Source organism: Thioclava sp. ISO4 (genome assembly GCF_058105145.1).
Genome location: NZ_CM176571.1, coordinates 1,976,730 through 2,002,001, shown reverse-complemented (window position 1 = coordinate 2,002,001; position 25,272 = coordinate 1,976,730). Strand labels below are relative to the sequence as shown.

28 protein-coding genes are annotated in these 25,272 nt (G+C 63.7%); 11 read left to right on the top strand and 17 right to left on the bottom strand.

What is annotated here, in order from left to right; all coding sequences use genetic code 11:
* Positions 1 to 3 precede the first annotated feature (3 nt).
* Positions 4 to 273 (bottom strand): hypothetical protein, encoded by a 270-nt coding sequence (locus tag AC2TZ7_RS09890; RefSeq protein ID WP_489866761.1) that lies wholly within the window; start codon positions 271 to 273, stop codon positions 4 to 6.
* Between the two features lie 183 nt (positions 274 to 456).
* On the bottom strand, positions 457 to 1,653 hold the full coding sequence (locus AC2TZ7_RS09885) for a glycosyltransferase family 4 protein (RefSeq protein WP_489866760.1): 1,197 nt from the start codon (positions 1,651 to 1,653) through the stop codon (positions 457 to 459).
* 223 nt (positions 1,654 to 1,876) lie between these two features.
* On the opposite strand from AC2TZ7_RS09885, the gene AC2TZ7_RS09880 reads away from it, so the two are divergent.
* Positions 1,877 to 2,566 (top strand): metallophosphoesterase, encoded by a 690-nt coding sequence (locus AC2TZ7_RS09880; RefSeq protein WP_255266432.1) that lies wholly within the window; start codon positions 1,877 to 1,879, stop codon positions 2,564 to 2,566.
* Positions 2,567 to 2,643: 77 nt separating this feature from the next.
* Here AC2TZ7_RS09880 and AC2TZ7_RS09875 read toward each other — a convergent pair whose 3' ends face one another.
* On the bottom strand, positions 2,644 to 3,327 hold the full coding sequence (locus AC2TZ7_RS09875) for a sugar transferase (protein WP_489866759.1): 684 nt from the start codon (positions 3,325 to 3,327) through the stop codon (positions 2,644 to 2,646).
* 410 nt (positions 3,328 to 3,737) lie between these two features.
* Here AC2TZ7_RS09875 and AC2TZ7_RS09870 point away from each other — a divergent pair, with 410 nt between their 5' ends.
* Positions 3,738 to 4,052: a TM2 domain-containing protein gene (locus AC2TZ7_RS09870; RefSeq protein ID WP_075774515.1), complete on the top strand. Its 315-nt coding sequence runs from the start codon at positions 3,738 to 3,740 to the stop codon at positions 4,050 to 4,052.
* Here the strand turns inward: AC2TZ7_RS09870 and AC2TZ7_RS09865 are convergent.
* The gene (locus AC2TZ7_RS09865; protein WP_489866758.1) at positions 4,049 to 4,864 is read right to left on the bottom strand and encodes a heme-dependent oxidative N-demethylase family protein; all 816 of its coding nucleotides are present in this window, start codon (positions 4,862 to 4,864) and stop codon (positions 4,049 to 4,051) included. The genes AC2TZ7_RS09870 and AC2TZ7_RS09865 overlap by 4 nt on opposite strands.
* 52 nt (positions 4,865 to 4,916) lie before the next feature.
* Complete coding sequence (locus AC2TZ7_RS09860) at positions 4,917 to 5,327, bottom strand: DUF6314 family protein (protein ID WP_489866757.1); 411 nt, start codon at positions 5,325 to 5,327, stop codon at positions 4,917 to 4,919.
* Positions 5,328 to 5,398: 71 nt separating this feature from the next.
* Between AC2TZ7_RS09860 and purB the strand changes: the two genes are divergently transcribed.
* From purB to AC2TZ7_RS09825, 7 genes are all read left to right on the top strand, one after another.
* Entirely contained in the window at positions 5,399 to 6,703 is a 1,305-nt protein-coding gene (purB, locus tag AC2TZ7_RS09855) for an adenylosuccinate lyase (RefSeq protein ID WP_489866756.1), read from the top strand.
* 100 nt (positions 6,704 to 6,803) lie between these two features.
* Complete coding sequence (locus AC2TZ7_RS09850) at positions 6,804 to 6,956, top strand: chitin-binding domain-containing protein (protein WP_098410593.1); 153 nt, start codon at positions 6,804 to 6,806, stop codon at positions 6,954 to 6,956.
* 135 nt (positions 6,957 to 7,091) lie between these two features.
* The gene (locus AC2TZ7_RS09845) at positions 7,092 to 8,129 is read left to right on the top strand and encodes a flagellar motor switch protein FliG (protein ID WP_489866803.1); all 1,038 of its coding nucleotides are present in this window, start codon (positions 7,092 to 7,094) and stop codon (positions 8,127 to 8,129) included.
* A 178-nt stretch (positions 8,130 to 8,307) separates the two neighbouring features.
* Entirely contained in the window at positions 8,308 to 9,309 is a 1,002-nt protein-coding gene (gene gap, locus AC2TZ7_RS09840; RefSeq protein WP_078519392.1) for a type I glyceraldehyde-3-phosphate dehydrogenase, read from the top strand.
* 31 nt (positions 9,310 to 9,340) lie between these two features.
* A complete protein-coding gene (locus tag AC2TZ7_RS09835; protein ID WP_078546665.1) occupies positions 9,341 to 9,484 on the top strand; it encodes a glyceraldehyde-3-phosphate dehydrogenase in 144 nt (47 codons plus the stop codon).
* A 107-nt stretch (positions 9,485 to 9,591) separates the two neighbouring features.
* Entirely contained in the window at positions 9,592 to 10,593 is a 1,002-nt protein-coding gene (gene gap / locus AC2TZ7_RS09830) for a type I glyceraldehyde-3-phosphate dehydrogenase (RefSeq protein WP_489866755.1), read from the top strand.
* 243 nt (positions 10,594 to 10,836) lie between these two features.
* Positions 10,837 to 11,637: a YfdX family protein gene (locus tag AC2TZ7_RS09825; protein ID WP_489866754.1), complete on the top strand. Its 801-nt coding sequence runs from the start codon at positions 10,837 to 10,839 to the stop codon at positions 11,635 to 11,637.
* Here the strand turns inward: AC2TZ7_RS09825 and coaD are convergent, their stop codons facing one another.
* The 3 genes from coaD to AC2TZ7_RS09810 form a co-directional block, all read right to left on the bottom strand.
* Positions 11,638 to 12,135, bottom strand: coding sequence for a pantetheine-phosphate adenylyltransferase (coaD, locus tag AC2TZ7_RS09820; protein WP_098410590.1), 498 nt, complete (start codon positions 12,133 to 12,135; stop codon positions 11,638 to 11,640).
* 90 nt (positions 12,136 to 12,225) lie between these two features.
* Positions 12,226 to 12,660, bottom strand: a complete 435-nt coding sequence (locus tag AC2TZ7_RS09815) for a CBS domain-containing protein (protein WP_098410589.1) — start codon at positions 12,658 to 12,660, stop codon at positions 12,226 to 12,228.
* A gap of 90 nt (positions 12,661 to 12,750) precedes the next feature.
* Positions 12,751 to 13,650: a LysR family transcriptional regulator gene (locus tag AC2TZ7_RS09810; RefSeq protein ID WP_078519397.1), complete on the bottom strand. Its 900-nt coding sequence runs from the start codon at positions 13,648 to 13,650 to the stop codon at positions 12,751 to 12,753.
* A 114-nt stretch (positions 13,651 to 13,764) separates the two neighbouring features.
* Between AC2TZ7_RS09810 and AC2TZ7_RS09805 the strand changes: the two genes are divergently transcribed.
* A complete protein-coding gene (locus AC2TZ7_RS09805) occupies positions 13,765 to 15,267 on the top strand; it encodes a CoA-acylating methylmalonate-semialdehyde dehydrogenase (protein WP_489866753.1) in 1,503 nt (500 codons plus the stop codon).
* A 97-nt stretch (positions 15,268 to 15,364) separates the two neighbouring features.
* Here the strand turns inward: AC2TZ7_RS09805 and AC2TZ7_RS09800 are convergent, their stop codons facing one another.
* The 7 genes from AC2TZ7_RS09800 to AC2TZ7_RS09770 form a co-directional block, all read right to left on the bottom strand.
* Positions 15,365 to 15,715 carry an H-type lectin domain-containing protein gene (locus AC2TZ7_RS09800; protein WP_078546656.1) on the bottom strand — a complete coding sequence of 117 codons (351 nt, stop codon included), beginning with the start codon at positions 15,713 to 15,715 and terminating at the stop codon, positions 15,365 to 15,367.
* Between the two features lie 106 nt (positions 15,716 to 15,821).
* On the bottom strand, positions 15,822 to 16,223 hold the full coding sequence (locus AC2TZ7_RS09795) for a F0F1 ATP synthase subunit epsilon (RefSeq protein ID WP_078519400.1): 402 nt from the start codon (positions 16,221 to 16,223) through the stop codon (positions 15,822 to 15,824).
* Positions 16,224 to 16,232: 9 nt separating this feature from the next.
* Positions 16,233 to 17,651 (bottom strand): F0F1 ATP synthase subunit beta, encoded by a 1,419-nt coding sequence (gene atpD / locus AC2TZ7_RS09790; RefSeq protein WP_098410587.1) that lies wholly within the window; start codon positions 17,649 to 17,651, stop codon positions 16,233 to 16,235.
* 21 nt (positions 17,652 to 17,672) lie between these two features.
* Positions 17,673 to 18,551, bottom strand: coding sequence for a F0F1 ATP synthase subunit gamma (locus AC2TZ7_RS09785; protein ID WP_078570272.1), 879 nt, complete (start codon positions 18,549 to 18,551; stop codon positions 17,673 to 17,675).
* A 21-nt stretch (positions 18,552 to 18,572) separates the two neighbouring features.
* Entirely contained in the window at positions 18,573 to 20,102 is a 1,530-nt protein-coding gene (gene atpA / locus AC2TZ7_RS09780; protein ID WP_083075114.1) for a F0F1 ATP synthase subunit alpha, read from the bottom strand.
* Positions 20,103 to 20,663: a F0F1 ATP synthase subunit delta gene (locus AC2TZ7_RS09775; RefSeq protein ID WP_078519403.1), complete on the bottom strand. Its 561-nt coding sequence runs from the start codon at positions 20,661 to 20,663 to the stop codon at positions 20,103 to 20,105.
* A 402-nt stretch (positions 20,664 to 21,065) separates the two neighbouring features.
* Complete coding sequence (locus tag AC2TZ7_RS09770) at positions 21,066 to 21,824, bottom strand: class I SAM-dependent methyltransferase (RefSeq protein WP_078539508.1); 759 nt, start codon at positions 21,822 to 21,824, stop codon at positions 21,066 to 21,068.
* 62 nt (positions 21,825 to 21,886) lie between these two features.
* On the opposite strand from AC2TZ7_RS09770, the gene gloB reads away from it, so the two are divergent.
* Positions 21,887 to 22,657, top strand: a complete 771-nt coding sequence (gloB, locus tag AC2TZ7_RS09765; protein ID WP_489866752.1) for a hydroxyacylglutathione hydrolase — start codon at positions 21,887 to 21,889, stop codon at positions 22,655 to 22,657.
* A gap of 3 nt (positions 22,658 to 22,660) precedes the next feature.
* Here gloB and AC2TZ7_RS09760 read toward each other — a convergent pair whose 3' ends face one another.
* Positions 22,661 to 23,293, bottom strand: coding sequence for a LysE family translocator (locus AC2TZ7_RS09760; protein ID WP_489866751.1), 633 nt, complete (start codon positions 23,291 to 23,293; stop codon positions 22,661 to 22,663).
* 62 nt (positions 23,294 to 23,355) lie between these two features.
* Positions 23,356 to 25,155 (bottom strand): tetratricopeptide repeat-containing sulfotransferase family protein, encoded by a 1,800-nt coding sequence (locus AC2TZ7_RS09755; protein ID WP_489866750.1) that lies wholly within the window; start codon positions 25,153 to 25,155, stop codon positions 23,356 to 23,358.
* Positions 25,156 to 25,272 lie beyond the last annotated feature (117 nt).

The following is a 25,272-nucleotide window of genomic DNA, read 5'->3' as shown; positions in this document are numbered from 1 at the left end:
GGCTTACGAGCCCAGCGCGACGGTCCCGCCCCAGCAACCCGGGATCGGGTTGCGCGTGTCGAAGACAAGCGGGCAGGTTTCCACGGCTTTGATCGCACGATCGACGCGCGCATCGGCCATCGCCGGTGTCAGCCCGGTCGCGAGCGCATGGGCGACCGGATCATAGAGCGCGCGGCCCGTCAGATCAGCGGCCGCATGAGGCATGGTTTCGCGCAGATCACCCGCGAAGGCAGAGCTGGACACACCGGTCACAACCAGTGCGGTAAACGCCACCGCCGATGTCCTCCAATGCGCCATATAAGTTCCAAGCCGAATGCTTAACGATATAGGGCGAACCGTCTCCCTGTCCGCCCCTTGAGTTTGTGGCGCGAATGGGGCGGCGCGCAACTGGAATCTTGGCGAAACTTGAGCAAAAAGAACGATTTATAAGAAACAATTCCGCGCAATCAGCAGGCTTTATTTCCCCAGCTTGGAGAATATCCGATCATAGGCCGCAAGGAGCTGTCGGGCCGAGAAATCCCAGGACAGCGCATCGAGCACCCGCGCCCGGCCCAACCGCCCCATCGAACGCGCGCGTTCGGGCGCCTCGATCAGGGCCGCGATCCGGGCGGCGAAGTCCTTCGGATCGTTGGCGCGGGCGTAGAGCGCGGCCTCCCCCGCAGAGGCTCGCCCTTCGGTCAGTTCGAACTGCACCAAGGGCTTCTCGAGCGTCATGTATTCCATGACCTTGTTCATCGTGGAGATGTCGTTCATCGCGTTTTTCGGGTCGGGCGCGACGCCGATATCGATCGCGTTCATCGCCGCCAGCATCTCCTCGCCGTAGAGCGGGCCGGTGAAGGTGAAATAACCGCTCAGGCCGCGCGCCGCGACGTCGGCCTCCACGGTAGGCAGTTCGGGGCCGAAGCCCACGATCACCACATGCAGATCGCTGTGGCCGAGCTTGCGCACCAGATGCTCGACCGCCTGCACCAGAAGGTCCATCCCCTCCTGCTGCCCGATCACGCCGATATAGCCGAGCACCGTCTTCGCGCCCTTGCGATAGGCCGGATCGCCGGGTCCGGGCAGGAAGGTCTCGACGCGCGGGGCGGAGCGGACCACGAAGACATCCTCGGGCGCCATGCCGCCGCGGGTGATCGCGATCTTGCGGAAGCTCTCATTCGTGGCCATCGACACCGAGGCGCTGGCGAAGGTGATCCGCTCCCAGATGCGCATCACGGCCCAGAGGAGCCCCTTCTTGCCGAACTTTGCCTCGAACAACTCGGGGCAGACGTCGTGATGGTCGAACATGTAGCGCACGCCCGACAGCCGGTAGCGCCAGGCCAGAAGCCAGATCAGATCGGGCGGGTTGCAGCCCTGGATCACGTCGAAGCCGCGCTCGCGCCTCACCTGTTTCGCCAACCGGAACCATGCCTTGATCGCATGCCAATATTCGCGCGCATAAGCCACCGCGCCGGAATGGGCTTCGGGCGGTGCGGGGTGGCGGTAGATATGGATGCCCTCGATTTCCTCGTAAGCCGCGTCCCAGCCGCGCCCCATCGGACAGATCACCGAGACCTCGTAGCCCGCCGCGCGCAACGTCGTGGCCTCCAGCCAGACCCTGCGATCCAGCGGCACCGGCAGGTTCTCCACCACGATCAGAATGCGTCTCGCCATACCGCTTAAGACCCGCCCTTGCCACGGGGGCGGTTTGCCGCCCATTTTTAAGTGAGCCCCTTTCGCTCACGTCTTACGACGGTTATGTCGCAGCCACGCGTTGGTTTCCACCCCGCATAACTCCGGATTTCCCCATATGTTGCGCTCTCTACTCTCCCGTCTCAAACCAGAGACCGCTCCCTCGGCACCCAATGGTCTGCCCCGTCCGGAGGCGCCGATCTGCGTGATCGGGGACCTTCACGGCCGCGCCGATCTCTTGGGCAAGATGTTCGAGCGGATCGGGCAGGAACCGCAAGGCGCAAAGGCCCGGATCATCACGCTGGGCGACATGATCGACCGCGGCCCGAATTCGGCGCGGGTTCTGGCGACGCTGCATGCCGCGCAGCTTGCCAATCCCTCGCGGATGATCTGCCTGATGGGCAATCACGAGCGGATGATGCTCGATTTCCTGCTGTCTCCCGATGCGCGCACCGCCGGCTGGCTGCGCGTGGGCGGATTGCAGACGCTGCAAAGCTACGGCATCGCGCCGCCCGATCCGCGCGAGACGGACCCGGAGGTGCTCGACGCGCTGCGCATGGATCTCGCCCGCGCGCTGGGGCCGGACCTGCTGGCATGGCTCGATGCGCGCCCCGCAATGTGGCGCGAGGGGCGCTTCGCCGCGACCCATGCGGGGGCCGACCCCTATCACCCGATGGAGCGCCAAAGCCGCGATGCGCTGCTCTGGGGCCATCCCCGGTTCGGGCAGATGACGCGGCGCGACGGGGTCTGGATCGCCTTCGGCCATTGGGTCGTGGACCAACCGGTCGCCGATCAGGGCCGCATCGCGGTCGATACCGGCGCCTATGAGACCGGGCTCTTGAGCGCGGCCTGGCTCGACAAGGGCGGGCTGCGCTTCCTGCAAGTCGAAGGCTGAAAGACGATGGGCGCCCCCCGAAGGGAGCGCCCGTTGGCAGGTTACAAGCCGTCTCTCTCTCGCAACCGGTGTTGGAATTACTTGCCCGTCTGGCGCAGCACTACGGCGACGGTCATCACGCAGAGCCACAGATCGTTCAGCAGCGACAGTCTCGCGTAATAGCGTTCGTCGAAGCGCACGCGGTCCACGAAGGCGGTGGTCGAACGTCCGGCGACCTGCCACAGCCCGGTGATGCCGGGGCGCATCTTGTAATAGGCCCGGCCCATCGCACCTTTGTAGCTGGCTTCCTGATCGAGCATGAAGGGGCGCGGCCCCACGAGGCTCATCGTCCCGCAGAGCACGTTGAAGAACTGCGGCAACTCGTCGAGGCTGGTGCGGCGCAGGAAACGACCGATGCGGGTGATGCGCGGATCGTCGTCGAGCTTCTGGTTCACCGACCATTCCAGCGCGAGCGCGGGGTTCTCGTTGCACAGACGCACGAGCTGCGCCTCGGCATCGACATGCATGGTGCGCAGCTTGTAGCAGCGGAAGCGCTTGCCGCCCTGCCCGACGCGGATCTGCGAATAGAAGGCGGGACCGCCATCGGCGCGCACCGCCAGCGCCAGAAGCGCGATCAGCGGCAGCAGAACCGGAAGGATCGCGATCACGGCGAGAATGTCGAACAGGCGCTTGCCCATGCCCTCATAACGCAGAATGCGCGCCCGGTCCCGGCTGGTACTCGTTACACTTGCAAGCTCGAAATTGGTCGAGAGATCCGACATTTTCGCCCCTATTACCCTACCTCAGAGCGCGAACTTTCAAGCCCGCTTTTCTTTAACCCGGTTTTTACTTTTGATTCGTCCATAATTGTGACCAAAGCCGACAATTGTTGCGGCTCGGGGCTATAAAGAGATCACGGCAAAAAATCACAAGCCGCCGATCAACGTTATTTATCTTGTTGTTTTATTGGCAACATTTTCGACGTATTGAGGAAACCCGCAGGATTACGACACTCGCCCATAAGGCGATTAGCGCCAATCTTCCCCTAGGTAACTTTGGGTTAACGCCTTATGAAATCGGACGCCTGCGCACGCCCTCGATATGGTGTATTTTCGGCCCCTCCTGATCGCGACCCTCTTGATCGCGGGGCCCGACTGCCCATATCGATCGGGAAGATGTTATGGAGATTAACATGACCCGAGACGATGCCCGCGCCCTCTATATCGAGCAGCGCGTCGCGAATGAGAAGAAATCGGCCCTGCTTGGCTATGTGCTGTGGTTCATGCTGCCTATGCTCGGCGTGCACCGGATGTATATGGGGCGCGTCTTCTCCGGCGTGGTGATGCTGGCGCTGACCGGGATCGGCACGCTCCTGTCGCCCATCCTGATCGGCTTCATCCCGCTTGGCCTCGCAGGCCTGTGGTGGCTGATCGACGCGCTTCTGATCCCCGGCATGGTCTCGCAGGATATGGCCGAGACGCGCTGGCGGCTGATGCAGGAAGCTTAATCCGCCTGCCGGATCGGGTGCTCGGCCAAGGCCTGCGCCTGATCCGGGCTCAGGCTTTCGGGCAGCACTACTTGGGTGTGGATCGAGAAGATCACGGCATTCGTGCGCGGCAGGCGGAACAGGCATTGCCGCTCCACCCGTATATAAGGGGCGTCGGCGGGCGCGTGGGCGAATTCGTATTCCGAGCGCGGATCATGCAGATGCGCGGCAGAGCGCGAGGCGGTGCCACGCATCAGCCCCCTGCCCTCACGTACGCCATCGAGCAAGCGCTGCACCCGTTTGCCCAGATCGTCGGTATAGATCTCGATCGGTTCGTGAATGCGCATCATCGGGCGCATGAATTTCTCGCGTAGCGTCCAGCCCGAGGGAAAACACAGCACGCCGCCGGTCAGCACATGCTCGGCATGGCCGAACGCGGCCTCATCGGCTTCCATCAGGCACAGATCGCATTGCAGCAGCCGCCCGAGCGTGGCGAGCGGGTCCGTGCGATCCAGCGCAACCACCGCCCCATCGGGCCGTGTAACCGTCCCCGCGCTGCAGGCAAACCCCAGCGCCGGAAGCATCGGCAGCACCAGATCGTAAAGCTCTTCCGCCGCAGGTCGCCCGTGATCCGACAGGCCCAGCACCAGTTCGCGCGCCTCCCCGATCAACCGGTCGCGCAGGCCCATCTGCGCGGCATAGGCATCATCGACCTCCAGCCAATCCTCATAGGTGACCGGGATCACCCCCGGCAGCCGCCGGGTGCGCGGGTCGGCCCAGGGCGCGAAGCTCAGGCGGTTTTGCAGGATCGGTGTGGCGACAAGGTCTTTCATCCCCGCAGATTGCCGCGCGTCCCCGCCCGCGACAAGAGCGTCCGCGTCAGGGCTACCCCGCGCTGCGCACATAGTCGGAGATCATCTCGTAATCCTTGCGCGGCCCCTGCACCCGCCAGATCGCCCGCCAGCGGGGCCACGCGTCGAAGTCATAGCTCACCCGGTAATCGTCGGGATCGCACCAATGGCTCGCGGCCGGGCTCAGCGGATCGAAACTGTGAAAGGGCCGCCCATCCTCGAAGGCCACAGCGATCTGCCCGCCCTCGGCCCGCCAGAAATAGCTGCGCTCGGCATGGAAGCTCTGCCCGCCCGGCATCACCAGCTCGCCGGTCTCGCGATAATGCAGCCCGACCCCTTCCGGCGCGAAGCAGGCATGACCGTCGAAACGGGCCTCATTGCCATCCGCATGCAGGATTTGGCGCGTCAGCACCCAATTCCCCTCGAAATCCGACAGCTGCGGCATTGGCTCTCCCTTGCCCCAAAGGCAGGTGCAGTCTAACAAGCGCGCAACCACACGCAATCAAGAGGCCGCCGATGATCCCGCGTTATGCCCGCAAAGAGATGGTCGACATCTGGGAACCCGCCACCAAGTTCAAAATCTGGTACGAGATCGAGGCGCATGCCTGCGACGCTCAGGCCGAGCTGGGCGTGATCCCGAAAGAGAATGCCGAGGCCGTCTGGAAGGCCAAGGGTGTCGAATTCGACGTCGACCGCATCGACGAGATCGAAGCCGTCACCAAGCATGACGTGATCGCGTTCCTCACCCATCTGGCCGAACATGTTGGCTCGGAAGAGGCCCGTTTCGTCCATCAGGGCATGACCTCGTCGGATGTGCTCGACACCTGCCTCAACGTGCAGCTGGTGCGCGCCGCCGACATCCTTCTGACCGATCTCGACAAGGTTCTGGCGGCGCTGAAGAAGCGCGCCTACGAGCATAAGGACACGGTTCGCGTGGGCCGCTCGCACGGCATCCATGCCGAGCCCACCACGATGGGCCTGACCTTCGCGCGCTTCTACGCCGAGATGGATCGCAACAAGGCGCGCCTTCAGGCCGCGCGCGAAGAAGTCGCGACCGGCGCGATCTCGGGCGCCGTCGGCACCTTCGCCAATATCGATCCGCGCGTGGAAGAGCATGTCTGCAAGATGCTCGGCCTCAAGCCGGAGCCGATCTCGACGCAAGTCATCCCGCGCGACCGTCACGCGATGTTCTTCGCCACGCTGGGCGTCATCGCGTCGTCGATCGAGAACGTCGCGATCGAGATCCGCCACATGCAGCGCACCGAAGTGCTCGAAGGTGCGGAATTCTTCTCGATGGGCCAGAAAGGCTCGTCGGCGATGCCGCATAAGAAGAACCCGGTCCTGACCGAGAACCTCACGGGCCTTGCGCGCCTCGTGCGGATGACCGTGATCCCCGCGATGGAGAACGTGGCACTCTGGCACGAGCGTGACATCTCGCACAGCTCGGTCGAGCGTGGCATCGGCCCCGACGCGACCGTGACGCTCGATTTCGCGCTGAACCGTCTGGCCGGCGTCGTCGACAAGATGATCATCTACCCCGAGAACATGCTCGCGAACATGAACAAGTTCCCCGGTCTGGTGATGAGCCAGCGCGTTCTGCTGGCGCTGACGCAAGCCGGCGTGTCGCGCGAAGACGCCTATGCGATGGTGCAGCGCAATGCGCTCAAGGTCTGGGAAGACCGCGTCGATTTCCGCGAACAGCTGCTCGCCGACAAGGATGTCGTGGCCGCTCTCGGCGTCGACGGCATCAACGAGAAGTTCGACATGGGCTACCATACCAAGCATGTCGACACGATTTTCGCCCGCGTTTTCGGCGAATAATCGACAAACAAGCCCGTTCCGCGCCGCCTATGTCAGCCGACTATAGGCGGCGCGTGCGATTCGGGCTTACCCTAGGGCATCTAGCAAAGGGAGATTGCAGATGACCCGAACCATCCTTGCAGCCGCCGTGCTGATCCTCGCACCTCTGGCCGCGTCGGCCGAGTGCTTTAGCGGCCATCAGGCTTCCATGTCCTGCCCGCAGGGCCAGGTCTGGGACAAGGACGCGAGTGCCTGCGTCCTGCAGTCCAGCTGACCGCTGAGACGGTAATCCCGTCTTAACGGCCTCCGTGCAAAGCTGACCGCGAAACCGCATTGGCCGCCCGCGCGGCCGGTGCCCAGCACGGAGGTTCTCGCGGTGAATGCGATCGCGCCCATGGCGCTCGGTCATATGGCCGGGTCCGACTCGGCTGGCGACAAATCCGCCCGGCCAGGACCGCTTACGCGGCGCCAGAAAGCTGCGATCATCGTGCGGCTGCTCGCCTCCGAAGGGCTGAAATTGCCACTGACGGAGCTGAGCGACGATCAACAGACCGAACTGACCGAGACTGTGGCGCAACTGCGTCTGGTCGACCGCTCCACCATCACCAGCGTGGTGGAAGAGTTCTGCGAAGAACTGGAGGCTGTCGGCATCGCCTTCCCCGGCGGGCTGGAAGGCGCGCTCTCGCGGCTCGACGGACAGCTCTCCCCCTCGGCCTCGAACCGCCTGCGCAGGCTGGCCTCCAGCTCCTCGCGCGCCGACCCGTGGCAGCGGATCGCGGGCCTCACCGCAGAGGTGCTTCTGCCCGTGCTGGAAGGCGAAAGCGTCGAAGTGGGCGCGGTGATGCTGTCGAAACTGTCGGTCGCGAAATCTGCCGAGCTGCTCGGGCTGCTGCCGGGTGAGAAAGCGCGGCGGATCGCCTATGCGGTCTCGCTGACCGGGAATGTCGCGCCCGAAACCGTGCTGCGGATCGGGCAGGCGCTCGCAGCGCAACTGGATGCCACCCCGCCCAAAGCCTTCGATTCCGGGCCGGTGGAACGGGTGGGCGCAATCCTGAACTACTCGGCTTCGGCCACCCGCGACGCGGTGCTCAAGGGGCTGGAGGAAGAGGACAAGTCCTTCGCCGACGAGGTGAAGAAGGCGATCTTCACCTTCGCCAATATCCCCGCCCGCATCGACACACGCGATATCCCGAAAGTGCTGCGCGTGGTCGATCAGACGCAGCTGACCGTCGCGCTTGCCGGGGCGACGGGCCCGTTGCAGCCCGCGGCGGAGTTCATTCTCGCCAACATGTCCCAGCGCATGGCGCAAAGCTTGCGCGACGAGATGGCGAATCTGGGCAAGGTGAAAGAGAAAGACGCCGAAGAGGCGATGAGCGCGGTCGTCGCCGCAATCCGGGAGATGGAAGCCGCGGGAGAGATATTCCTCGTCGCAGAGGACGACGATTGAGCGAAAGATTCTGTCGCTGCGCCCCGTTCGGCGCCACTCTTCGCGCCAAAGCCGCGCCCTGCCCCGCAATGTTATCGCAAACACCGCGTGTTTACGCTAACATACTGTTTCAAAACCTTTTCCCGAATTGCATGCAATGGTATCCAACGCCGAAATCACGCGCTTCGGAGAGATCATCATGACCGTCACCATCGGGATCAACGGCTTCGGCCGCATCGGGCGCTGCACGCTCGCGCATATCGCGGAAGCCGCGCGCAACGACGTGCAGGTCGTCAAGATCAACGCCACCGGCCCGATCGAGACCAATGCGCATCTCCTGAAATACGACTCCGTCCACGGCCGGTTCGGCGGGCAGGTGAAGGTCGCGGGCAACACGCTCGACCTCGGGCGCGGCCCGATCGACGTGATGTCGACCTACGACCCGGAAGAACTCGACTGGGACGGCGTCGATGTCGTCCTCGAATGCACCGGCAAGTTCAACGCCCGCGACAAGGCCGCCGTCCATCTGGGTCGCGGCGCGAAGCGGGTTCTTGTCTCCGCCCCTGCGACCGATGCTGACAAGACCGTGGTCTACGGCGTGAACCATCGCGAGCTGACGCCCGCGCATCACGTCGTCTCGAACGGGTCCTGCACCACGAACTGCCTCGCGCCGCTCGCCAAGGTGCTCAACGACACGATCGGCATCGAATCGGGCGTGATGACGACGATCCATTCCTATACCGGCGATCAGCCCACGCTCGACCGTCGCCACAAGGATCTCTATCGCGCCCGCGCCGCGGCGATGGCGATGATCCCGACCTCCACGGGCGCCGCGAAAGCCCTCGGCGAGGTGCTGCCCGAGCTGCAAGGCCGCCTCGACGGCACCGCACTGCGCGTCCCCACCCCCAATGTTTCCGCGGTCGATCTGACCTTCGAGGCGCGCAAGACCGTCACCCGTGACGAGGTGAACGAGATCGTCCGCGAAGCCGCCGCCGGCTACATGGGCATGGTGCTGGGCTACGACCCCGAACCGAAGGTCTCGATCGACTTCAACCACACGCAGCAATCCTCTATCTTCGCGCCGGACCAGACCAAGGTCGTGGGCAAGCTTGTCCGCGTTCTGGCCTGGTACGACAACGAATGGGGGTTCTCCTGCCGCATGGCCGATGTGGCCGGGGCGATGGGGCGACTCGTGCACTGACGCGCCAAACAAGGGCGCGCGAAGGGGATAGATGACCAATCGGATCGCGCTCTGGCTTGGGGCCCTCCTCATTTTGCTTATTTTGGCGGATGTGTTTGCCGATGACGGCCGCATCCTGCTGTTTCTGGCGAAAAAAACTGCCGATCTCGTTCAATATGTCGCGTTCTGGCGCTAGCATCTGGCTGCACCCCGTTGACCTTCGGCGCTGAACGCGCTTGTTAGCGTTAACGGAAGACCTGCCCGTGCAACTCCCTGCCGGGCAGCCAGCCAGAGGAGACGGATATGACGGTTAAAGTTGCCATCAACGGGTTCGGTCGCATCGGCCGCAACGTGCTGCGCGGGATCATCGAGTCGGGGCGCACCGATATCGAAGTGATCGCGATCAACGATCTCGGCCCGGTCGAGACGAACGCGCACCTGCTGCAATTCGACTCCGTGCACGGCAAATTCCCGCATGAGGTCACGACCGGCGAAGACTGGATCGATGCCGGCCGCGGCAAGATCAAGGTCACCGCGATCCGCGACCCGAAGGAACTGCCCTGGGGCGATGTCGATGTCGCGCTGGAATGCACCGGCATCTTCACCGCGCGCGAAAAGGCGGCCTTCCACCTCGAGAACGGCTCGAAGCGCGTTCTGGTTTCGGCCCCTGCCAGCGGTGCCGACAAGACGATCGTCTTCGGTGTGAACGACGGTGCGCTGACCGCAGACGACCTCGTCGTCTCGAACGCGTCCTGCACCACGAACTGCCTCTCGCCCGTCGCCAAGGTTCTGAACGACGCGATCGGGATCGAGAAGGGCTTCATGACCACGATCCACAGCTACACCGGCGACCAGCCGACGCTGGACACGATGCACAAGGATCTCTACCGCGCCCGCGCCGCCGCGCTGTCGATGATCCCGACCTCGACCGGCGCTGCGAAAGCCGTGGGTCTGGTACTGCCGGAGCTCAATGGCAAGCTCGACGGCGTCGCGATCCGCGTGCCGACCCCGAATGTCTCGGTCGTCGATCTGGTCTTCGAGGCTGGCAAGGACACCAGCGTCGAAGAGATCAATGCCGCGATCAAAGCCGCCGCTGACGGCCCGATGAAAGGCATTCTCGGCTATACCGACAAACCCAACGTCTCGAGCGACTTCAACCACGACCCGCATTCGTCGATCTTCCACATGGATCAGACCAAGGTCATGGAAGGCCGCATGGTCCGTATCCTGAGCTGGTACGACAACGAATGGGGCTTCTCGAACCGCATGGCGGACACCGCCGTCGCGATGGGCAAGCTGATCTGAGCGTGATCGGGGCACCGCCCTGCAGATTGCGAAAAAGCCAAAGGGGCGGTCCATCTTGGGCCGCCCTTTTCGCGCTCACCCCTCACACACGGCTCGCAGAGCATGCACGCGCCCTCTCACCCGCGCCGCGAGCCTTGATGCATGGTGATAGAACCCTTTGAAATCCGGGACGTTTCAGGGCCATGGAGCGCGCCGCCCGGCGCCTCCGCCTTAGCTGAACCCCATCACGAAAGGGAATATCCCATGGAACGCAGCAAGAAATTCCTCGCCCTCGCCCTCTCCTCCGCGCTGATCGCGGGCCCCGCGAGCTTCGAGATGGCCAATGCCGCCACCACCAACGCCAACAGCAACTCAAGCGGCACCGCGATGCAGAGCGCCCAGAGCCAAGGTAATGACGCGGTCTCGCAGACCACGGCAAGCTCGACCGACAAGGACTTGCTGACCACGGTCAATGACGCCTACACGGCGATGCGCGAAGTGCGCGCGGCGCGTCTGGCGATCTTCGACGGCAATACCGACATGGCGACCAAGATGACCAAGGACGCCACCGCGAAAATGCAGGCCGCCGAGAAGGCCGAGAGCAAATGGGGCGTGCCCTCGAAAGCGGGCAAGAAAGGCGTGACTTACCTGCCCTTCGACAGCTCCATCGCGCTTGGCGAAAGCTTCACGGTGACGCCGGATAACCAGAAAGCGGTCGGCAAGGCCAATGAGCAGATGGCGAAAGGCAATGCGAAAGCCGCCGCCAAGACGCTGAAGGACAACGATATCGACGTGTCGATCTCGGCGGCGATGGTGCCCGCGAAAGCGTCGCTCGTCCATCTGCAGGACGCGTCGAAGCTCATCAAATCGGGCAATTACTACGAGGCGAACCTTGCGCTGAAAGGCGTCGAGGATTCCGTCGTGATCGACCAATGGGGTCTCGACAACCTGCCGCAGCAGGCGGGCAACGCCACGAAATCCTCGGCAAATGCGAGCGGCAGCACTCAGATGAAGCAGAAATCGCAGCAGAGCGGCACGTCGGGCAACGCCGCCTCGAACGGCTGATCAGGCCTTGGCGTAAGCCTTGACCAAGGCATCGCGCACGGCGGGGGTAACGAATTTCGAGACATCCCCGTCGAGCCGCGCGATTTCCTTCACCAGTTTCGAAGCGATCGCCTGACGCCGTGCATCGGCCATCAGGAACACCGTCTCGACCGAGGAATCGAGTGCGCGGTTCATCCCGACCATCTGGAATTCATATTCGAAATCGGCCACCGCGCGCAGGCCGCGCACGATCACGCTCGCGCCGACATCCTTGGCGCAGTCGATCAGCAGGTTTTCGAAGGGATGGACGACGATCTCGCCGCCGCGGCGGTCGGTGATCTTCGCGCATTCGTCCTGAAGCATGGCGACGCGTTCCTCGAGTGAGAAAAGCGGCCCCTTGTCACGGTTGATCGCGACCCCGATCACGAGCCGGTCCACCAGAGCCATCGCGCGCTCGATGATATCGAGGTGGCCCAGCGTGACCGGATCGAAAGTTCCGGGGTAAAGACCGATCCGCATGGCATCCTCCCTCGTCGCCCGCCAAAAAGGTTAGCGCACGCAACTATATTGCGTGGCTAATTGCAAGCGGGAAGATGCCGCATTGCGGCATCAGTTGCCCATGATCATGCCCTGAAGCGACTCTTTCTCCATATGGAGCTCGTTCAGACGCGCCTTGACCACGTCCCCGATCGAGATCACGCCGACCATCTTGCCGTTCTCGCGCACGGGCATGTGGCGGAAGCGGCCCTCGGTCATCAGGCTCATCACCTCTTCGGTGCTGTCCATCGGGGCGCAATGCTTGACGTCGCGGGTCATGACGTCACCGGCGGTCATCACCAGACAATCGGCACCGCGCCGGGCGATTTCACGAACGACATCGCGCTCCGAGACGATCCCGTCGACGGTTTGCCCATCCTGCGAGACGATCACCGCACCGATGCGTTTGGAAGAAAGCAGGGCGACGACCTCGCTCAGCTTCATGTCGGGGGCGACGGTGAAAACTTCCATCTCGCCCTTGTTCTTGAGAATCTGCATAACCTGCATCGGCGTCTCCTTGAAAAACGTCGTCTAAACTCAAGCGTCCCACTGCTTTCATAGATTTGTCAACGGCTTTGCGGTTCACGGGGCCGCCAATTATATTTCAACCGCAGCGTGTTCAAGCCGCGCAACCTCGTCGCGCAACCCCTGCCCCAGCGCTTCGGCGAAGCGGGTCAGGCGCTCGGATCGGCGGTCATCGGCATGGCGGATCAACCAGAAGGCGCGGTTGAGCCGTATCTCGTCGCCCAGCACCCGTTGAACGCCCGGCGCGAAGGGGATCGCGAAATCATGCACGATGCCCACGCCCGCGCCCGCTTCGATCATCCGGGTCTGCACGGCGGCTGAATTCGAGGCGAGCCCCATCACCTCGGCCTCGGTCTCGGCGAAGTAATCCAGCTCCTTGTCGAAGATCATGTCGGGGATATAGCCGATCATCCGGTGATGGCGCAGATCCTCCTTGCAGGTGATCGGAGGCGCCTTCGCGAGATAGTCGCGATGGGCGGCGAGGCTGAGGTGATAGTCGCTCAGCTTCTGCACGGTCAGGCGGCCTGCGGTCGGGCGTGACACTGCGATCGCCATATCCGCCTCGCGTTTCGAGAGGTTGAAGACCCGCGGTAGGGCGACGACCTGGATCTCCAGCCCGGGATTGTCCTCGGCGATCTTCGCGCAGACCTGTGGCAGAAGGTAATTCGCGCAGCCATCGGGCGCGCCGATCCGCAATTGCCCCGTCAACTGGCCCGCGATGCCGGACAGCTCTTCATCGGCGCCCGCGAAGACCTGCTCCGCCGCCTCGGCATGCGGCAGGAGCCGGTCGCCCGATTCCGACAGTGCGTAGCCCTGCGGCGATTTCACGAAGAGCTTCGCGCCCACCCCCTCTTCGAGCCGCGCGATGCGCCGTCCCACCGTGGCCGCGTCCAGCTTCAAACGCCGCCCGGCGCCCGACAGGCTCTCGGCCCTTGCGACGGCAAGGAAAATCCGCAGGTCGTCCCAGTCCATATCGCGCCCCTCTTTGCAAAAATGCAAAACGCTTTTGAACTACTTCCCCTTTTATGCTCATTTTCGCAAGGCTAGAGTGCGCCCAAGCCAAGTTATCTGTAGGAGGAGTGTCTCATGGAAGAAATCGGTCACTGGATCAACGGCAAGCGCGTCGCGGGCACGTCCGGCCGCTTCGGCGAAGTCTTCAACCCCGCCACCGGCGAGCAGATCGCCAAGGTCGCGCTGGCCACCCCGGCTGAGCTCGACGCGGCAACCGCCGACGCCGCGAAAGCGCAGCTGGAATGGCAGAAGGTCAACCCGCAGCGCCGCGCCCGCGTGATGATGAAATTCGGTCAGCTGATCGAGCGCGACATGGACAAGCTCGCCGAGGCTCTCTCGAAAGAGCACGGCAAGACCATCCCCGACGCAAAAGGCGACGTGCAGCGTGGCCTCGAAGTGATCGAGGTCTGCATGGGCGCGCCGGCGATGCTCAAGGGCGAATACACGGGCGACGCAGGCCCCGGTATCGACCTCTACTCGATGCGTCAGCCGCTGGGCGTCGTGGCCGGCATCACGCCGTTCAACTTCCCCGCCATGATCCCGCTGTGGAAAATGGGCCCGGCGCTCGCTTCGGGTAACGCGATGATCCTCAAGCCGTCCGAGCGCGTGCCGACCACCGCGATCATGCTCGCGGAACTGGCGCAGGAAGCTGGTCTTCCCGATGGCGTGCTGCAGGTCGTCAACGGCGACAAGGAAGCCGTGGACACGATCCTCGATCACGAGACGATCCAGGGCGTGGGCTTCGTGGGTTCGACCCCGATCGCGCAATACATCTACGGTCGTGCGGCCACCAACGGCAAGCGCGCGCAGTGCTTCGGCGGTGCGAAGAACCACATGATCATCATGCCCGACGCGGACATGGACAAGGCTGCCGACGCGCTGATCGGTGCGGGCTACGGTGCTGCTGGCGAGCGCTGCATGGCGATCTCGGTTGCGGTTCCGGTGGGCGACGGCACGGCGGATGCGCTCGTTGAGCGTCTCGTTCCGAAGATCGAGAAGCTGAAAGTCGGCCCCTATACCGGCGGCGACGACGTGGATTACGGCCCCGTCATCACCAAGCAGGCACAGGAGCGGATCAAGTCGCTCATCAATTCGGGTGTCGATCAGGGTGCGAACCTCGTCGTCGACGGCCGCGACTTCTCGCTGCAGGGCTATGAGGACGGCTTCTTCGTCGGCCCGTCGCTCTTCGACAACGTCACCCCCGACATGGACATCTACAAAGAGGAAATCTTTGGCCCGGTCCTGTCGATGGTGCGCACGAAGACCTATGACGAGGCGCTCGATCTGGTTGTCGACAATCCCTATGGCAACGGCACCGCGATCTACACCGCCGATGGCGACGTGGCGCGCGACTTCGCGGCAAACGTGAATGTCGGCATGGTCGGCATCAACTTCCCGATCCCGGTTCCGCTGAGCTACTACACCTTCGGCGGCTGGAAGAAGTCGGCCTTCGGCGACCTCAACCAGTACGGTCCCGACGCCTTCCGCTTCTACACCAAGACCAAGACCGTTACGGCGCGCTGGTTCTCGGGCATCAAGGACGAAGGTGCGGCGCTGAACTTCAAAGCGCTCGACTGATCTTTCGGCGGGGCGGTTTGCGAACCGCCCTTCCCCACACAAAGGAAAACGCCCCGCCGATCGGCGGGGCGTTTTTCATGGGAACTGTCGGCGCGGATCAGTCGATATCCCAGTCGTCCTCATGCGAGACGCCCCCCAGTGCCAGCCAATCCGCGCGCACCCGCGCCACACGGCTGTCGCCCCAGGTGCGGAAGACGATCACGAAGCCCTCGGGCGTGACGCCGTCGCTGGAGATATCCATCCGCGAATTGTGCTTACCGTCCACGTCCCACATCGACAGCGAGACCTGCACCATCGGCGTCGCGCGGAACGGCTCGGGGAAGGCAACCTTCTTGCGCAGCTCGCGCGGGCCCTCGCCCGTCCACATGGCGCCGCCATCCTGATAGTCGGAGAACAGCACGAGCGAGCCGCGTTGCATCCCCAGACGGTGGCTTTCGATCGTGATCATCGAGACAGGGCCTCTTTCTTTCAGCCTGAGGCAGAGCTTACCGCAACTGCGGACAATAAAAAGCCCCGGAAAATCCGGGGCTTCCTAAATCTTTTCGCGAGAGGTCTCAGCTCAGCATATGCGAGCCGAGGGCCTCCATGTCAGCCAGCAGCTTCGCGGTCATGTCGGCCACCGAAGGATGCGCCTCGTCATGGACGCGGCGGGCTTCCTCGATCAGGCGATCGTGGACTTCCTTGGTGAACTCTTCCGCGGGCAGCGAACGCTCGGCCAGAACCGTGATCCCCTCGGGGGTGATCTCGGCGAAGCCACCCGTCACCGCGTAGCTCTGGGTTTCCGACCGCGTCACCATCGTCAGCTTGCCGGGACGCAGCGTGGTCAGCATCGGCGCGTGGCCGGGCATGACCGTGAGGTCACCATCCGCACCAGGCACCATGACCTCGACCGCCGCCTCTTCCGAGGCCAGCTTGCGCTCGGGCGCAACGAGATCGAATTGCATCGTGTCGGCCATAATGCCTCCTTACGCCGCAGCGGCGAGTTTCTCGGCTTTCGCTTTCACGTCCTCGATGCCGCCAACCATGTAGAAGGCTGCTTCGGGCAGGTGATCGTATTCGCCTGCAACAACCGCCTTGAACGACTCGATGGTGTCTTCGAGCGGAACCTGAACGCCGTCCGAACCGGTGAACACTTTCGCAACGTCGAAGGGCTGCGAGAGGAAACGCTGGATCTTACGGGCACGTGCCACGGTCAGCTTATCCTCTTCGGACAGTTCGTCCATACCGAGGATGGCGATGATGTCCTGCAGAGCCTTGTAGCGCTGGAGGATCTCCTGCACCTGACGGGCGACCTTGTAGTGCTCTTCGCCGACGATGCCCGGATCGAGGATACGCGAGGACGAGTCCAGCGGGTCCACAGCCGGGTAGATGCCGAGTTCCGAGATCGCACGCGACAGAACGGTCGTGGCGTCAAGGTGGGCGAAGGTGGTGGCCGGAGCCGGGTCGGTAAGGTCATCCGCGGGCACGTAGACGGCCTGGATCGAGGTGATCGAGCCAGCTTTCGTCGAGGTAATACGCTCCTGCATCGCACCCATGTCGGTGGCCAGCGTCGGCTGGTAGCCCACTGCCGAAGGGATACGGCCCAGAAGTGCCGACACCTCGGAACCTGCCTGCGTGAAGCGGAAGATGTTGTCCACGAAGAACAGAACGTCGGTACCCGACTGGTCGCGGAACTGCTCGGCCAGGGTCAGACCGGTCAGAGCAACACGCGCACGCGCACCCGGAGGCTCGTTCATCTGACCGTAGACCAGAGCCACCTGCGAGCTCGACAGATCGTCGGGCTTGATGACGTTGGATTCGATCATCTCGTGGTAGAGGTCGTTCCCTTCACGGGTCCGCTCGCCCACACCGGCGAACACGGAGTAGCCCGAGTGCACCTTCGCGATGTTGTTGATCAGTTCCATGATCAGAACGGTCTTGCCGACGCCAGCGCCGCCGAACAGGCCGATCTTACCACCCTTGGAGTAGGGTGCGAGCAGGTCGATGACCTTGATGCCGGTCACGAGGATTTCCGACGCAGTCGCCTGGCTCTCGAAGTTCGGCGCGGGCTGGTGGATGGCGCGGGTTTCGTCCGCTTCCACGGGGCCCTTCTCGTCCACGGGCTCGCCGATCACGTTCAGGATGCGGCCGAGGGTCGCGTTGCCGACCGGCACCGAAATCGGCTTGCCGGTGTCTTTCACTTCGGCGCCGCGCACGAGACCTTCGGTCGCGTCCATTGCGATGGTGCGCACCGAGTTTTCGCCGAGGTGCTGAGCCACTTCGAGAACGAGGCGCTTGCCGTTGTTCTCGGTTTCCAGCGCGTTGAGGATCGCAGGCAGCTCGCCGTCGAACTGCACGTCGACGACGGCGCCGATGACCTGGGTCACTTTACCATTGCTTGCCATGTCTGTTTTTCTCCGGTTCCGTCAGAGCGCCTCGGCGCCCGAAATGATTTCGATGAGTTCCTTGGTGATCGCGGCCTGGCGCGTGCGGTTGTATTCGATCGTCAGCTTGTCGATCATATCGCCCGCATTGCGCGTCGCAGAGTCCATCGCAGACATCCGCGCACCTTGTTCCGAGGCACCGTTTTCCAGCAGAGCCGTGAAGATCTGCGTGGCGACCCCGCGCGGCAGCAGATCCTCGAGGATTTGCGTCTCGCTGGGTTCGTAGTCGTAATTGACGCTCGGCGTTTCTTCGCCCTCTTCCGGTTCATAGGAAGCGGGGATGATCTGCTTCGCGGTCGGGCGCTGCGCGATCACGCTCTCGAAGATCGAGAAGAAGATCGTCGCGACGTCGAACTCGCCATTGTCGAAGCGACCGATCAGGTCGCGGGCGATCTTCTGCGCGTCGTCATAGCTCAGGCGCTTGACGTCGCTCAGATCGACGTGGCCGATGAAGTACTCGCCGTATTCACGGCGCAGCGCATCGCGGCCTTTCTTGCCGACGGTGAGGATCTTCACCTCTTTGCCCTCGGCCAGCAGCTTGTCAGCCGTCTGGCGCGCGAGCTTCGCAATATTGGCGTTGAAGCCACCGCACAGGCCGCGTTCGGCGGTCATGACCACCAGAAGCTGCACCTTGTCCGAGCCGGTCCCCGAGAGCAGGCGCGGCGCATTGTCCGAGCCCTGCACCGAGCCCGCGAGCCCGGCCATCACGGCATGCATCCGTTCGGCATAGGGGCGCGCGGCCTCCGCCGCCTCTTGGGCGCGGCGGAGTTTCGCGGCGGCGACCATTTGCATCGCCTTGGTGATCTTCCGCGTATTCTTGACGCTTCCGATCCGGTTTTTAAGGTCCTTAAGGCTGGGCATGTCCCTGTCCTTTCAGGCCAATCACGCGTAGGTCTTGGCGAATTCGTCGATAGCGGCTTTCAGCTTGTCGGCCGCGTCACCCTTGATCTTCGGATCCTCGTTCGTGAGCCAGTCGAGGATGTCCTTGCGCGAGTTGCGCAGGTAATCCAGCAGACCCTGTTCGAACTTGCCGACCTCGGAGACCGGGATGCCATCGAGGAAGCCGTTGGTGCCGGCGAAGATGACGGCCACGATTTCCGCGTTGGTGAGCGGCGAATACTGCGGCTGTTTCATCAGCTCGGTCAGGCGCGCACCACGGTTCAGCAGCTTCTGAGTTGCGGCGTCGAGATCCGAGCCGAACTGAGCGAAGGCCGCCATTTCGCGATACTGTGCCAGTTCCAGCTTAACCGGGCCTGCCACGGTCTTCATCGAGTTCGTCTGAGCCGACGAACCAACGCGCGACACCGACAGACCGGTGTTCACGGCGGGACGGATACCTTGGTAGAACAGTTCCGTCTCGAGGAAGATCTGACCGTCGGTGATCGAGATCACGTTGGTCGGGATGAAGGCCGACACGTCGCCGCCCTGGGTTTCGATGACCGGCAGAGCGGTCAGCGAACCGGCGCCGAAGTCTTCGTTCAGCTTCGCCGAACGCTCCAGCAGGCGGGAGTGCAGGTAGAACACGTCGCCCGGGTAAGCTTCGCGGCCCGGCGGGCGACGCAGCAGCAGCGACATCTGACGATAGGCGACAGCCTGCTTCGAGAGGTCATCATAGATGATCAGCGCGTGCATGCCGTTGTCGCGGAAGTATTCCGCCATCGCGGTCGCGGTGTAGGGCGCGAGGTACTGCATCGGCGCGGGGTCCGAAGCGGTCGCGGCGATCACGGTGGTGTATTCGATCGCACCGGTCTCTTCGAGCTTCTTGACCAGCTGCGCCACGGTCGAGCGCTTCTGGCCGATCGCGACGTAGAAGCAGTGCAGCTTGTTAGACGGATCAGCGTCGTTATACGACTTCTGGTTCAGAATGGTGTCGAGCGCGATTGCGGTCTTACCGGTCTGACGGTCGCCAATGATCAGCTCGCGCTGGCCACGGCCGATCGGGATCATGGCGTCAACCGACTTGAGGCCGGTCGCCATCGGCTCGTGAACCGATTTACGCGGGATGATGCCCGGAGCTTTCACGTCGGCGACGCGACGCTCTTTCGCTTCGATGGCGCCTTTGCCGTCGAGCGCGTTGCCGAGACCGTCGACCACGCGGCCGAGCAGCGCTTCACCGACCGGCACGTCCACGATGGAGTTCGTGCGCTTGACGGTGTCGCCTTCTTTAATGTCTTGGTCCGAACCGAAGATCACGACACCGACGTTGTCGGTCTCGAGGTTCAGTGCCATCCCGCGGATACCACCGGGGAATTCAACCATCTCACCGGCCTGGACGTTGTCGAGCCCGTAGACGCGCGCGATACCGTCGCCAACCGACAGCACGCGACCGACTTCGGCCACTTGGGCGTCCTGCCCGAAATTCTTGATCTGCTCCTTGAGGATCGCAGAAATCTCAGCTGCTTGGATGCCCATTTATCCGACCTCTTTCATGGCGTTCTTGAGAGAAGCGAGCTTCGAACGGATCGACGTGTCGACCATGCGCGAGCCCAGCTTTACGATCATGCCACCGATGAGGCTTTCATCGACGGCGGTGTTCAGTTTGACGGTCTTGCCCGTCTGGTTTTTCAGCACTTCGGCGAGCTTCTTGGCCTGTGCGGCGCTGAGCTTGCTGGCCGAGGTGACATCTGCGGTCACTTCGCCCTTCTCGTCCGCGATCAGATCCGACAGCGCCTTGAGCAGCTGCGGCAGCACGAAGAGACGACGCTTGGCGCCCATCAGTTGCAGGCCGTTCTTCATCGGGTCCGACAGGCCCATCTTGCCTGCCAGAGCGCCGATTGCAGCTGCCTGCTGGTCGCGCGTGTAGACCGGCGATGCAATCACCTCACGCAGCTCGTCAGAGCCAGCCAGCGCCTCCGACAGCGCGGAGACATCGGCTTCGAGCGCGGCGAGGGCATTTGCTTCGCGCGAGAGTTCAAAAATGGCCAGCGCATAGCGGCCGGCGATGCTTGCGGAAATCGAAGCTGGTTCGGACACGTCCACCCTTCCGATGCGTTTTGCCCCGACCCGGAACAGGCCTTGGGGCGCTCCCCCGGCGCGCTTGAGACATGCCCTCCGCGCCGCTTATCGGGGAGGTCACTAGCAGAGCAATCCCCCCCTCGCAACCATCTTGAGCACGAGAATGTGAGCAGAAGGCCTCCAATCTGCCCTTCGTCGCGGGAAGGTGACAGGGAGGGGAGGATTTTGTGGGCGCTAACAGGAATTTGGACCAGTTGATCACGGAATGCCGCGCGGGGGTGATTCACCTCAATACGCGTTGGCGGTCGGAAAATTATTCGCCGCCCGCGACGGAACGCAGGAGAGTTGCGCTAAGGGCGATACGCGAACGTGATTGTTGCGTGGCGACGATCTGACGCGCATGCAGAATTAACTTCGGTGTCAGGCCGGGTCCGTCGCCGGTTTCACCGCCCCTTCGAGAATCGACAGCGGTTTGCGGACCCGCGCGCCGAGGCCGGAATCATGGCGCGCATGGACCTGCTTGGAGACTTCGAGCATCACCACGCCCGCCGCCAGCACGCCCGCCGCCTTGGTGCCCAGCCGCTCCCACATCGCGGCCGAGCGCAGCCAGAAGCGGCGATGGCTCGGCGGGATGTAGAGCGCGCCGGTATGACGCTCGGGAACGAAGCCGGACCGCCGTGCGAGCTGGTCGAGCTGACCCAGCGTGTAGGGCTTGCCGAACCCGAAGGGCGTGGTCTCGCGCGGCGCCCAGAGCCCGGCGCGGTTGGGCACGATGAACAGCGCCCTGCCCCCCGGCCCCAGCACCCGCCAGCATTCCTGCATCAAGGCTTCGGAATTGTCGGAGGTCTCGAGCCCGTGCATCACGATCAACCGATCAACCCGGCCCGTCTCCAGAGGCCAGCGCGCCTCGTCGCACAGCACCGAGACATTGGGCATCCCCGCAGGCCACGGCATCACGCCCTGCTCGGCTGGCATCAGCCCGATCACCCGGCGCGCAGGCTCCAGATAGGGACGCAGCAGCGGCACCGCGAAGCCGTAGCCCGCCACCGTCTGCCCCGCCATCTTCGGCCCCGTCGCGGGCCACATGGAAACAACCCGATCCCGGATTGCCCGCTGCGCCGCACGGCCTAGCTGCGTTCGGTAGTAGAAATTCCGCAGGTCGAGTACGTCGAGATGCATTGCGCCTTTCGCTTCCTTCGGCTTAGCTATGTGCCAAGATAATCAAAGCGGTAGAAAACACCATGGCCGTTGAGCTTCTCATCATTCCCTGTCTCGCCGACAATTATGCCTATGTCGTGCACGAGGCGGCGACGGACACAACCACCGTGATCGACGTTCCCGAAGCGCCGCCCGTTCTGAAGGCGCTGAACGAACGGGGCTGGAAAGCAAACCTGATTCTGCTGACGCATCACCACGCCGATCACATCGATGGCGTTCAGGCATTGTCAGCGGCAACGGGGGCAAAAATCGTGGGGGCCAAGGCGGATGCGCATCGTCTGCCCAAGCTCGATCAAGAGGTCAGCCCCGGCGAAAAGCTCGCGATCGGGATGGAGCATGTCGAGGTTCTGCCCGCCGATGGGCATACGGTCGGCCATATCGCCTATTACTTCCCCGAGGGCGGTCTGCTGTTTTCCGGCGACAGCCTGATGAGCTGGGGCTGCGGACGTCTCTTCGAGGGCTCGGCGCAGCAGATGTATGACACGTTGTCGCGGTTTAGCGAGTTGCCCGACGAGACGTTGGTCTGTTCGGGGCATGAATATACTGAGGCAAATGGTCGCTTCGCGCTCTCGATCGAACCGGAGAACCCGGACCTCTTGGCCCGGATGGAGAATGTCCGCGCCATTCGCGCTCAGGCCCGCCCCACCGTTCCGGTCGAACTGGGACTGGAGAAGGCGACCAACCCGTTCCTGCGCGGCGACGATCCGAAACTGCGCGACGCGCTCGGCCTGCCCGAAAGCGCGACGCCGGTCGAGGTTTTCACTGAAGCGCGCGCCCGCAAGGACCGGTTCTAGGCCTCACCGCCGCGCATCGCGCAACACGCTCAGCGCCAGCGCGGCGAGCACCGTCCCCATCGCCCAGCGTTGCACCCGCATCCAGAGCGGACGCGTCGCGAGGAACTGCGCCAATGCGCCGGCGCCCATCACGATTGCAGCATTCACGCCCACCGAGATGACGATCTGCACCGCGCCCAGCGCCAGTGACTGCGCCAGCACCGATCCCGCCGCGGGCTCGATGAATTGCGGCAGCAGCGACAGATACATCACCGCGATCTTCGGATTGAGCAGGTTGGTGACGAAGCCCATCGCGAACAGCTTGCGCGGCCCGTCGACCGGCAGATCGCGGGTCTCGAAGGCCGAGCGCCCGCCCGGTCGCACCGCCTGCCATGCCAGCCAGAGCAGATAGAGCGCCCCGGCAATCCGCAGCGCGTCATAGGCATACGGCACGGCGAGCACGATCGCGGTAATCCCCAAGGCCGCACAGAGCATGTAGACGACGAAGCCCAGCGCCACCCCGCCCAGCGAGATCAGCCCCGCGCGCCGCCCCTGACAGATCGTGCGCGAGACCAGATAGATCATGTTCGGACCGGGGCTCAGCACCATAGCCAGCGCCACGGCACCGAAAGCGAGGATATGGGACAGGTCGGGCATCGGAGGGCTTTCTCAGTGGTCCGTGCAAATTAGCGTAGCGCCTGCGCGCCGCAAGCCCGCGCTCAATCAAGCTTCGCGAAGGTTGCTTCCAGATAGGGGGCGTATGTCTCCCAGTCCTGCGAGCTGCCCTTGTAGATCGGTTTGCGCACCTGCGTGTTCGACGTGGTCGCAACCGTGCGGGCGTTGTCCTGAGGGCGCAGGCAGGCATCCTCCCACGGCAGTCCGAGGGCCTCGATCAACGCGCGGCTGCGCGCCTCGGGGTCTTCCGTCAGCGCCTCGTAGTCGCAATCGACAATCGCACCGGGCTGCGCCGCCCAATGCGCCATCAGTTCGCGATAGAGCCCGTGATAGGCCACGAGATCGTCCAGATCATGCGCGTAGCCATTCCCCGCGCTGGAAAAGAAGTTGCGATAGATCGACCAGAGCGTCGCGCGCGCATCGCGATGGACATGCACGATGAGCGCGCGCGGGAACAGCGCCCGGATCGCGCCGATCCAGCGGAAGTTGAGCGGCATCTTGTCGGTCACGAAGGGTTTGCCATCGGCCAGCCCGGCAAGCGTCTCGTAATAGGCGGCTCGGATCCGCCCCGCCTCCCGGGTCAGGGCCTCCGGGTCGCTCCAGTCGAGCGTGCTCATCTCGCGATCCAGCGTGACGATCTCATCACCGGGCGCGACCTGACTGTGCTGGGTGACGATCTGCTCGACCAGCGTCGTACCCGAACGCGGCAAGCCCAGCAGGAAGATCGGCACCGGGGCGGAGCGATCCGCCTCGGTCTCGGGGATCGATGGCTGGGGATCGGCGAACCTTTCGCGCAGCTGCGCAAACAGCTTGCGGTCCTGTGCGATGTCATAGCCCAGCTCGGCCTTGCGCCGCGCATTAGCCGAGTGCCAGAGCGCGAAGGCCCGCTCGGTCCCGCTGACATCATGCTGTGCCTTGGCGAGCGCGAATTCGAGCAGCATCTGATCTTTGTCCGAGCGCCCCTTCGCCGCAAACTGCGCTTCCAACTGTTCGAGCAACGGGTCGCCGGGCGCAAAACGATGCAGGCGCGACAGGTTCCACCAGGCTTCGGCATAGGTCGGGTCCGCGCTCAGCGCCGCCTCGAACCGCGCCCGCGCCCCGGCCATATCGCCTTCCGCCAGCAGCACATTGCCGAGGTTGTTCAGCGCGAAGACATGGCGCCCATCGACCGACAGCCCCTTTTCCAACCGGGTCCGCGCCGCGGCGAAATCGCCCTGAGACAACATCAGATTACCGAGATTGTTGAGCATATGCACATCGTTCGGCGCGGCCTCGAGCGCGGACTCGAACCGTTTGCGCGCCTCGGCCTCGCGTCCGAGCGCGAGCAGCGCATTGCCCTGATTGTTCAGCGCGACCGGATCGCCCGGACGCAGCGCCAACACGCGCTCGAACTGAGCGATTGCGTCTTCGTGCTGGCCCAGCTCCATCAGCTCATTGTCCAGATTGCCATGCGTGTCGGCGTGATCCGGACGCAAGGCGATCAGGCGGCGATAGGTCTCGGCCGCCCCGGCATGATCGCCCAGCGCCCCCTGCCCCGCCGCGCGGAATTCGAGCAACAGGGCGGTGTCGGGAAACATCCCCAGCGCCCGGTTCGCCTGCTGGACCAGCTCGCGATTGCGCCCCGCCTGCATTAGCCCCATCAGCTGCTGAATCAGCGCGCGCGGTGGCCCCGCGGCGGGCTTCGCCTTGCTGGCCTGCGCAAGCGTTTCAAGCCCGGCCTTCGCGCGCTTGTTGCCGGGAAAGCGCGCGAGCACCTCGCGGTAGAGCGCCTCGGCCTGCGCGATTTCCCCGCGCTTTGCGTGACCGCGCGCGGCAAGCAGAATCTTGTCAACGGACCCGGCCATTGGCTCTCCTTCGCAAAAACGTCCCGACCATAGCGAGCACCCGCACGATGACAAGCACGGCTAAAGGCCGGTCGCAGCACCCTGGCAAAAAAACCGCCGGAACTAGCGGGCCCTCCG

What these genes read in the sequence shown, in the direction of transcription:
- AC2TZ7_RS09805 (WP_489866753.1), top strand. Translation starts at nt 13,765, where the DNA reads ATGGAAGAAATCGGTCACTGGATCAACGGCAAGCGCGTCGCGGGCACG.
- AC2TZ7_RS09760 (WP_489866751.1), bottom strand. Translation starts at nt 23,293, where the DNA reads ATGCCCGACCTGTCCCATATCCTCGCTTTCGGTGCCGTGGCGCTGGCT.
- coaD (WP_098410590.1), bottom strand. Translation starts at nt 12,135, where the DNA reads ATGCGGATCGGTCTTTACCCCGGAACTTTCGATCCGGTCACGCTGGGC.
- AC2TZ7_RS09815 (WP_098410589.1), bottom strand. Translation starts at nt 12,660, where the DNA reads ATGCAGGTTATGCAGATTCTCAAGAACAAGGGCGAGATGGAAGTTTTC.
- AC2TZ7_RS09845 (WP_489866803.1), top strand. Translation starts at nt 7,092, where the DNA reads ATGGCCGGGTCCGACTCGGCTGGCGACAAATCCGCCCGGCCAGGACCG.
- gloB (WP_489866752.1), top strand. Translation starts at nt 21,887, where the DNA reads ATGGCCGTTGAGCTTCTCATCATTCCCTGTCTCGCCGACAATTATGCC.
- AC2TZ7_RS09865 (WP_489866758.1), bottom strand. Translation starts at nt 4,864, where the DNA reads ATGAAAGACCTTGTCGCCACACCGATCCTGCAAAACCGCCTGAGCTTC.
- AC2TZ7_RS09800 (WP_078546656.1), bottom strand. Translation starts at nt 15,715, where the DNA reads ATGATCACGATCGAAAGCCACCGTCTGGGGATGCAACGCGGCTCGCTC.
- AC2TZ7_RS09870 (WP_075774515.1), top strand. Translation starts at nt 3,738, where the DNA reads ATGACCCGAGACGATGCCCGCGCCCTCTATATCGAGCAGCGCGTCGCG.
- AC2TZ7_RS09785 (WP_078570272.1), bottom strand. Translation starts at nt 18,551, where the DNA reads ATGCCCAGCCTTAAGGACCTTAAAAACCGGATCGGAAGCGTCAAGAAT.
- AC2TZ7_RS09795 (WP_078519400.1), bottom strand. Translation starts at nt 16,223, where the DNA reads ATGGCCGACACGATGCAATTCGATCTCGTTGCGCCCGAGCGCAAGCTG.
- AC2TZ7_RS09850 (WP_098410593.1), top strand. Translation starts at nt 6,804, where the DNA reads ATGACCCGAACCATCCTTGCAGCCGCCGTGCTGATCCTCGCACCTCTG.
- AC2TZ7_RS09770 (WP_078539508.1), bottom strand. Translation starts at nt 21,824, where the DNA reads ATGCATCTCGACGTACTCGACCTGCGGAATTTCTACTACCGAACGCAG.
- gap (WP_489866755.1), top strand. Translation starts at nt 9,592, where the DNA reads ATGACGGTTAAAGTTGCCATCAACGGGTTCGGTCGCATCGGCCGCAAC.
- AC2TZ7_RS09825 (WP_489866754.1), top strand. Translation starts at nt 10,837, where the DNA reads ATGGAACGCAGCAAGAAATTCCTCGCCCTCGCCCTCTCCTCCGCGCTG.
- AC2TZ7_RS09885 (WP_489866760.1), bottom strand. Translation starts at nt 1,653, where the DNA reads ATGGCGAGACGCATTCTGATCGTGGTGGAGAACCTGCCGGTGCCGCTG.
- AC2TZ7_RS09875 (WP_489866759.1), bottom strand. Translation starts at nt 3,327, where the DNA reads ATGTCGGATCTCTCGACCAATTTCGAGCTTGCAAGTGTAACGAGTACC.
- AC2TZ7_RS09835 (WP_078546665.1), top strand. Translation starts at nt 9,341, where the DNA reads ATGACCAATCGGATCGCGCTCTGGCTTGGGGCCCTCCTCATTTTGCTT.
- atpD (WP_098410587.1), bottom strand. Translation starts at nt 17,651, where the DNA reads ATGGCAAGCAATGGTAAAGTGACCCAGGTCATCGGCGCCGTCGTCGAC.
- gap (WP_078519392.1), top strand. Translation starts at nt 8,308, where the DNA reads ATGACCGTCACCATCGGGATCAACGGCTTCGGCCGCATCGGGCGCTGC.
- AC2TZ7_RS09810 (WP_078519397.1), bottom strand. Translation starts at nt 13,650, where the DNA reads ATGGACTGGGACGACCTGCGGATTTTCCTTGCCGTCGCAAGGGCCGAG.
- purB (WP_489866756.1), top strand. Translation starts at nt 5,399, where the DNA reads ATGATCCCGCGTTATGCCCGCAAAGAGATGGTCGACATCTGGGAACCC.
- AC2TZ7_RS09755 (WP_489866750.1), bottom strand. Translation starts at nt 25,155, where the DNA reads ATGGCCGGGTCCGTTGACAAGATTCTGCTTGCCGCGCGCGGTCACGCA.
- AC2TZ7_RS09860 (WP_489866757.1), bottom strand. Translation starts at nt 5,327, where the DNA reads ATGCCGCAGCTGTCGGATTTCGAGGGGAATTGGGTGCTGACGCGCCAA.
- atpA (WP_083075114.1), bottom strand. Translation starts at nt 20,102, where the DNA reads ATGGGCATCCAAGCAGCTGAGATTTCTGCGATCCTCAAGGAGCAGATC.